The sequence below is a fragment of the Streptomyces sp. NPDC037290 genome, from assembly GCF_055603245.1.
The window spans coordinates 38,967-46,024 of the sequence record NZ_JBVJVZ010000030.1 but is presented as its reverse complement, the minus strand read 5'-3'; the positions used below and the strand labels follow the sequence as shown (position 1 = coordinate 46,024).

Sequence of the window (7,058 nt, the reverse complement as noted above, 5' to 3'; positions counted from 1 at the left end):
CGGTCGTCAGGGACCCGGCGTTCGCCCCCGAACTCACCGACTCCACCGACCCCTTCACGGTCCACACCCGCTGGATCGAGACCGAGTTCACCAACACCATCCCCGCGTTCACTCCCACCGGCACCGGCGACACCGGGGAACCGGACGGCCGCGAGAGCGTGGTGGTCGAGGTCGGCGGCAGGCGCATCGAGGTCTCCCTGCCCATGTCACTCGGCGCCACGGCGATCGTCGCCCCGGCCGGGACCGCGCCCAGGGCCAAGCGCCGTGCGCGGGCGGCCGGTCCGGGCCCGGCGCCCTCCGGTGACACGCTCGTCTCCCCGATGCAGGGCACCCTCGTCAAGGTCGCCGTCGAGGACGGCCGGCAGGTCGCCGCGGGGGACGTCGTCGTCGTCCTGGAGGCGATGAAGATGGAACAGCCCGTCACCGCCCACAAGGCGGGGACGATCGTGGGCCTGACCGCCGAGGTCGGTGTGGCCGTCACCGCCGGATCCGCGATCTGCGACATCAAGGAGTAGACCGTGCCCGACCCCGCCCGCTCTCCCGGCCCCCTCCGCGGCGCCGAACCCCCCTGCCCCGAACCCTCCTGCCCCGAACCCGCCGCCCCCGTCCGCCCGGTCACCGTGCACGCCGGCGGCGTCCGGCTCTCCGGTCTGCTCTGCGAACCCGCCTCCGGGGCGCCCCGTGCCATGGTCGTGGCGCTGCACGGGGCCGGCATGCGCGCCGGGTACTTCCACGGAGGCGCCCATCCCAGCCTCTCCCTGCTCACCCTGGGCGCCGCGCTCGGCTTCTCCGTACTGGCGCTGGACCGCCCCGGCTACGGCCTGTCCAGCACCCTCTTCCCCGACGGCCGGTCCCTGCCCGAGCAGTCCGCGATCCTGCACACCGCCCTCGCCGACATCCGCGTCCGGTACGCGACCGGCGCGGGCATCTTCCTGCTCGCCCACTCCTTCGGCGGCAAGCTGGCACTCACCCATGCCGCGGAGAGCTCCGAGGGCCACCTCCTCGGCGTGGACGTCTCCGGGTGCGGCCACCGGTACGCCCCCGGCAGCGCCAAGGTCCTCGGCTCCCGGGACGGGCGCGCCGCCTGGCAACTCCACTGGGGCCCCCTGCGCCTCTACCCCGCCCGCACCCACGCCACCAGCCGTACCCTGGTCGCGCCGATGCCCCCGCGCGAGACGGCCGACGCCCTGAGCTGGCCCTCGGTCTTCCTGGACCTCGCCCCCCGCGTCCGCGTCCCGGTCCGCCTCACCTTCGCCGAGCACGAACGCTGGTGGCTCCACGACGACCAGGCCCTCGACGAGATGCGCGGCGCCCTGTCCGGTGCCCCCGTCCAGGTGGACCGGCAGCCCGACGCGGGCCACAACCTCAGCCTCGGCTGGGCCGCCCGCCCGTACCACCTGCGCGCCCTCGAAGGCTTCGCCGCCCGCCTGGGGCAGCGCACCCCCCACCCGCAACAGCCCCTGCCCCGCCCGTGATCGCCTCCTTGCTGCCCCGCACGGCCCGTGCGGCCGAACTCCTGGGCGCTCCTTGCGGTTCCGTCCACGGCACCGTGCCCGATGACCCCACCACCGCCCTGCACCCCGAGGAGGCCGCGCACCTGGAACACGCCCTTCCCAAACGCCGCCGCGAGTTCGCCACCGCCCGGATCTGCGCCCGCCGTGCCCTGCGGGCGCTCGGCGTGCCACCCGCCCCGATCCTCCCCGGACCCCACGGAGCACCCCAGTGGCCTGCGGGGACCGTCGGGAGCATGACGCACCGGCGGGACTACTGCGCCGCCGCCGTGGCCCTCGCCACCGACCTCCTGGCCCTGGGCATCGACGCCGAACCCAACACGCCGCTGCCCCCGGCCGTCGTGAACACCTTCGTCCGGCCCGAGGAACGCCACGCGCTGCGCGCGCAGCACCCACACCACCCGGGCGTGCACCACGACCGCCTCCTGTTCAGCGCGAAGGAGTCGGTCTACAAAGCCTGGTTCCCGCTGACCCACCGGGTCCTGCGGCCCCAGCACATCCGCGTCGACCTCCACGCCCCGCCCCCCGCGTCCCCCTCACCGGCCCTCTCCGCGCCCCGCACGGGTACCTTCCACGCCCACGTCCTCGCCGAGGCACACCCACCCGCCGCGTTCACCGGCCGCTGGCTGGCCCACCAGGGCCTCATCCTCACCGCCGTCGCCGTACCGCCGCGGCCGGGGAGCGCGCCACGACCGGCTCCGTGAGCATCAGGTCCCGCCCGGCTGGCACCGCGGGCACCAGACCGTGCCGCGGCCCGCCATGCGGGAGCGGCGCAGGTGGGTGCCGCAGCGGGGGCAGACCGGGTCCGGGTCGTCGCGGTGGCCGGTGAGCCAGGAGTCACGCGGCGGGACGCAGCCGGCGGTGACCGCGGAGCGCAGGGTGCGGCGCATGTGGGTGTACAGGCGCCGCAGCTCGGCCCGGGTGAGATCGCGCGCCCGGCTGTCGGGGCGCAGCCCGGCACGCCACAGGATCTCGTCGGCGAGCAGGTTGCCGAGGCCGGCGAGGACGGACTGATCGGTGAGAGCGGTCTTGAGCCGGCCGCGGCGGGCGCGGAGCGCGGCCTCGAAGTCGTCGCGGTCCACCGTCAGCGCGTCGGGGCCCTGGCGCTCCAGCAGCCGGCCGACGTCGCCGTCGTCGTGGGCCAGCCAGAGGCCCTGGAGTTTGCGCTGGTCGCGGTAGCGCAGCTGGCGGCCGCCGTCCAGGGTGAACAGGACGCGGTCATGGGCCTCGGCCGCGTCACCCGAATCGGCGCAGACCAGATGGCCGGTCATACCGAAGTGCAGCATGACGGTGGGGCCGTCGGTGTGGGCGAGCAGCCACTTCCCGTGCCGCTCGGGCGCGGTGAACCGCCGCCCTTCCAGCGCGTTGCGCAGCCCCCGCGCGCCGATCCCGTGCAGGACGCCCGCGTCGCGCACGTCGACGCGGTGGACGACCCGTCCCTTCGCGCAGGACTCGAGCACCCTGCGGAATCCCTCGACATCCGGCAACTCGGGCACGGCGGACGTCCTTTCCGAAGAAGCCCACGCAAAGGCCCCGGACCGGTCATGGTCCGGGGCCTTTGGCATCCACTTCTCACATGAAGACCGGCCACTGACGGCCGGACGGGCGGCGGGCGCGGGGCCCGGGCGCCGAGACCCAATTCGGTGCGCTGGGTGACCGGCTAACACTCGGTGAACTGTGCGCCTGGATTGCCTTCGCCGTTCAGCAGGTTGCCGGCGAGGCCGTTGGCGATGCCCACTTCACCCAGGATGTCGATGCACCCGCCGCGATGCATGGTCTCCGCCCCTTGGGCGGTGGCGGGGCCGGCGGATATGAAGCCGACGCCGGCGACAACCGCGGCCGCGACAGCGGCCTTGGCGAGCTTGCGCATGTCTCCTCCTTGGGTCGAGTGGAGCGCACCATCAAAGATCCACTTTGCGCTCATCTCGGAGGCTAATAGGACATACCCCACCGCGCTCATCGGCGGCGCCATCCGGGGCACCGAGGCTCACCCGGCACGCGGGGACGCGCTCCGCGCCCGTATGTCCCCCTGCCTTCACAGCTGCCCTGGCCTGCCATTAGTGTTTCGCCGCCGCCGTACGGACGACGAACACGATGCCGTCCGTTCGCCTCGGGGGAGAGGCGCGGTGGCCATCCATTCACCCGTGGGGGCACATTGAACACGCCTGCGCGCCGCAGATCCGCGGCGCTCACGACCGTCGCCGCGCTCGCGGCCGGTCTCGTCGCCGGGCTTTCGGGCCCCGCGTCAGCCGTCACCGGCAGTTGGCCGGCCGTCGACGGCAAACTGCTGTACACCGACGGCAGCGGCCACATGGGCTTCGTCAACCCGGACGGGTCCTCGCTGACGCAGTTCTACCCGACCGGCGACCAGGGCGCCTGGTCCGCCGACGGCAGCCAGGTCGCCTTCGTGAACCCCTACGACGACCACATCGGCACGGCATGGGCCGACTCCGAGGACACCGGCGTCGACATCGCCATGCCGGCCGGCAGCGGCTGGCATCCGAAGGACCCGACGTTCTGGTACGGCGGCGGCGACCTCGTCTTCACCGCCGGAGGCCGGCTGCGGGTGACCGCGGCCGACGGCAGCCGCGCCCCGGAGGCGCTGTTCGGAACCGACGTCGACGGCTGCGACTCCCAGCCCAGCGGCGCGGTGAACGGCATGCTGGCCTTCGTGCGCACCGGCACGAGCTGCTCGGCCACCGGCACCCCGGCCGTGTGGGTCTACAACGGCCGCACCGGGGCGTTCAAGAAGCTCGCCGACGACGCGAACGAGCCGAGCATCTCCCCGGACGGCGGCTCCGTGGCCTTCACCCGGTCCGTCGACGGGCACAAGCAGATCCTCACCGTGAAGACCGACGGCACCGGGCCGACCCAGGTCACGCAGGGCGACTACGCCCACAACCGGCCCGCCTGGTCACCGCAGGGCAACCGGATCGCGTACGACGTGTACGTCACCGGCAGCCCCGACAACGGCCCCAGCGGCCCGCAGCTGCGGATCCTCGACCTCGGCACGGGCACGGTGGCGAAGGTGCCCCAGGCGAGCGGCACCGACGTGGCCTGGCAGCCGCTCAGGGACGACGCGATCTCCCGGGTCTATGGCTCCGACAGCTACGACACCGACATCGCCTCGTCCCGGTGGACCTGGAACACGGTCGGCACGTCCACGCCCGGCCTGTCGAACGCGGGCGCGGCCGTCGTCATCAGCAAGTCGGACCCGGCGTACGCCACCACCGCCGCCTCGCTGGCCGGCAAGAAGCGCGGGCCGGTGCTGATGACCTCCGGCACGGGCCTGGACTCCTCGGTGCAGACCGAGCTGAAGCGCATGCTGCCGAAGGGGAAGACGGTCTACCTGGTCGGCGGCACCAAGGTCCTCGGCAGCGCGGTGGCGTCCAAGGTGACCTCGCTCGGGTACGTCGCCAAGCGGCTGTCCGACGTCTCGCGCTACTCCACCTCGGTGGCCGTGGCCAAGGCGGTCACCAGCACCCCGAAGTACGTCTTCCTGGCCACCGGCACCGACTACCACAACGCCCTGGCCGCCAGTTCCGCCGCGGGCTCGTCGGGCGGTGCGGGGAACGCGGTCGTGCTGCTGACCGACGGCTCGACGATGACCGCGTCCGTCTACGGCTACCTCGACAGGTACAGCCCGGCCACCACACGGATCATCACCGTGGGGACGGACGCCGAGTCGGCGCTGACCAAGGCGTACAACGCCGGCCGGATGCCGCACTGGCCCAGCAGGTACAGCTACTACCGGGTCGCCGGCGGCAGCCCGCAGACGAACGCCACACAGCTCGCCGCCCTGTGGTGGTCACTGCCGTCGAACGCCGCGGTGGCCTCCGTGGGCAACTGGCGTGACGGTGTCTCCGCGTCGTCGGCGATGACCACCTACGGTCCGCTGCTGTGGACCGACGCCACCTCACTGTCGTACGACACCAAGCGGTACCTGATGCGGATGTCGGCGAGCGTGCACCACGTGGCCGTCTTCGGCGGCACCGGCTCGGTCGGCGCGTCCGTCATCCCGGCGATCGGTGCGGCCATCGGCGTGGGCAACCACTACGCCTACACCCCGTACTACAAGGGAGCCGCCCCGCAGAGCCCGGCCACGCAGCCACAGTCCGCCGGCGGCAACCGCCCCGCGCCGGAGCCCGACCTGACCCCGCTCCAGGTGACGGTCACGAGGTGACCGCGCCGCCTGGGCCGCCCACAGCGGCGGCCCAGGACCTGCCCGCCGCGTCCCTGGTGCCGAGGTGGCCGCTCAGGCCGTGGCCTCGGCCTGCGCGGGTGTCCGGGACGGCTGCCCCACGACGCGGTGACGTCGGGCCGGCAGTCCCATCGTCGGGTTGGCGACGCCCCAGGCCGCGCCCTTGCAGACCAGTTCCTTGTAGAGGGCGGCGAGGCGTCCCGTCAGGGCGGCCCGTACGGCGCGGTCGTCGGCGGTGACGTACTGGATCAGGCCTTCCCTGCGGCCCAGCGAGATGCACTGGTTGAAGTAGCGCAGCGGCACCCGCGGCGGCGTGCCGCCGGTCAGACGGGCCGCGATGGCGTCGGCCGCCTGCCATGCGGTGGGGACACCCGAGGCGCACGACATGCGCAGCGGCTTGCCGCCGGGGCCCGTCACCATGGCCGCGTCGCCGATGGCGTACACGTCCGGGTGCGAGAGCGAGCGCATGGTCCGGTCGACCACGATCTGGCCCGTGCCGGTGACCTCCAGGGCGGTGGCCCGCGCAATCGGGTGGACGGCGAAGCCGGTGGTCCACACGGTGACCGCGGCCGGGACGGAGCCGCCGTCGGCCGTGGTGACGCGGTCGGCCTCGACGGCGGTGACGGTGGTGTGCTCGTGCACGGTGATGCCGAGCCTGCCGAAGACCTTCCGCAGGTGCCGGCGGCCCTTGGGCGAGAGCCAGTCGCCGAGGCCCGCGCGGGTGGCGAGGGCGACACCGAGGTCCGGGCGGGCCTCGGCGATTTCGGTCGCGGCCTCCAGGCCGGTGAGGCCGCCGCCGACCACGACCACGGGCGCCCCGGCGTCCAGACGGGCCAGCCGTTCGCGCAGCCGCAGCGCTCCGGGGCGGCCGGCGATCTCGTGGGCGTGCTCGGTGGTGCCGGGCACGCCCTGGTCGTTCCAGCCACTGCCGAGCGCGTACACGAGGGTGTCGTACGGCAGTTCCGCCGCCCGCTCCCCGGTGCCGTTCACGTCGGTGACGGTGACAAGCCTGCGGTCCACGTCGACGCCGGTGACCTTCGCCGTCCTCAGTTCGACACCCGTGCCCGCGAACATCTCGCTGAAGGGCCGGGGCGTGAGGGAGTGGCCCACCGCGAGCTGGTGCATGCGGACCCGCTCGACGAAGTCGGGTTCGGCGTTGACGAGGGTGATGGCGACGTCGTCACGGTGCAGCCGCCTGGCGAGGCGGCCGGCCGCGATGGCTCCGGTGTATCCGGCTCCGAGGACGATGATGCGGTGCTGCATCTCCTTGCTCCTTCTGGGCGCTCCGGTCTGACGGTCGCCCCTTGAACCGGACGGCCCGCCGTTTCCTGACAGGAGCGCGGTGT

7 protein-coding genes are annotated in these 7,058 nt (G+C 73.5%); 4 read left to right on the top strand and 3 right to left on the bottom strand.

What is annotated here, in order from left to right; genetic code table 11:
* The 3 genes from ACZ7HQ_RS40495 to ACZ7HQ_RS40485 all read left to right on the top strand — a co-directional run.
* A partial coding sequence (locus ACZ7HQ_RS40495; protein ID WP_471001235.1) for an acyl-CoA carboxylase biotin carboxyl carrier protein subunit occupies positions 1–515 on the top strand: 515 nt, incomplete at its 5' end.
* Positions 516–518: 3 nt separating this feature from the next.
* Positions 519–1,475: an alpha/beta hydrolase gene (locus ACZ7HQ_RS40490; protein ID WP_471001232.1), complete on the top strand. Its 957-nt coding sequence runs from the start codon at positions 519–521 to the stop codon at positions 1,473–1,475.
* Positions 1,472–2,215: a 4'-phosphopantetheinyl transferase family protein gene (locus ACZ7HQ_RS40485; RefSeq protein ID WP_471001229.1), complete on the top strand. Its 744-nt coding sequence runs from the start codon at positions 1,472–1,474 to the stop codon at positions 2,213–2,215. Before ACZ7HQ_RS40490 ends, ACZ7HQ_RS40485 begins: the two co-directional genes overlap by 4 nt.
* A 3-nt stretch (positions 2,216–2,218) precedes the next feature.
* Here ACZ7HQ_RS40485 and ACZ7HQ_RS40480 read toward each other — a convergent pair whose 3' ends face one another.
* Positions 2,219–3,007, bottom strand: coding sequence for an Fpg/Nei family DNA glycosylase (locus ACZ7HQ_RS40480; protein WP_471001226.1), 789 nt, complete (start codon positions 3,005–3,007; stop codon positions 2,219–2,221).
* A 164-nt stretch (positions 3,008–3,171) separates the two neighbouring features.
* On the bottom strand, positions 3,172–3,381 hold the full coding sequence (locus ACZ7HQ_RS40475; RefSeq protein WP_471001222.1) for a hypothetical protein: 210 nt from the start codon (positions 3,379–3,381) through the stop codon (positions 3,172–3,174).
* A 285-nt stretch (positions 3,382–3,666) separates the two neighbouring features.
* On the opposite strand from ACZ7HQ_RS40475, the gene ACZ7HQ_RS40470 reads away from it, so the two are divergent.
* On the top strand, positions 3,667–5,694 hold the full coding sequence (locus tag ACZ7HQ_RS40470) for a cell wall-binding repeat-containing protein (protein ID WP_471001218.1): 2,028 nt from the start codon (positions 3,667–3,669) through the stop codon (positions 5,692–5,694).
* 72 nt (positions 5,695–5,766) lie between these two features.
* Here ACZ7HQ_RS40470 and ACZ7HQ_RS40465 read toward each other — a convergent pair whose 3' ends face one another.
* On the bottom strand, positions 5,767–6,975 hold the full coding sequence (locus ACZ7HQ_RS40465; protein WP_471001215.1) for an NAD(P)/FAD-dependent oxidoreductase: 1,209 nt from the start codon (positions 6,973–6,975) through the stop codon (positions 5,767–5,769).
* Between the last annotated feature and the right edge of the window lie 83 nt (positions 6,976–7,058).

Bases quoted from the DNA above. Each gene is read 5' to 3' on its own strand.
- ACZ7HQ_RS40465 (WP_471001215.1), bottom strand. From the start codon at position 6,975: ATGCAGCACCGCATCATCGTCCTCGGAGCCGGATACACCGGAGCCATC.
- ACZ7HQ_RS40475 (WP_471001222.1), bottom strand. From the start codon at position 3,381: ATGCGCAAGCTCGCCAAGGCCGCTGTCGCGGCCGCGGTTGTCGCCGGC.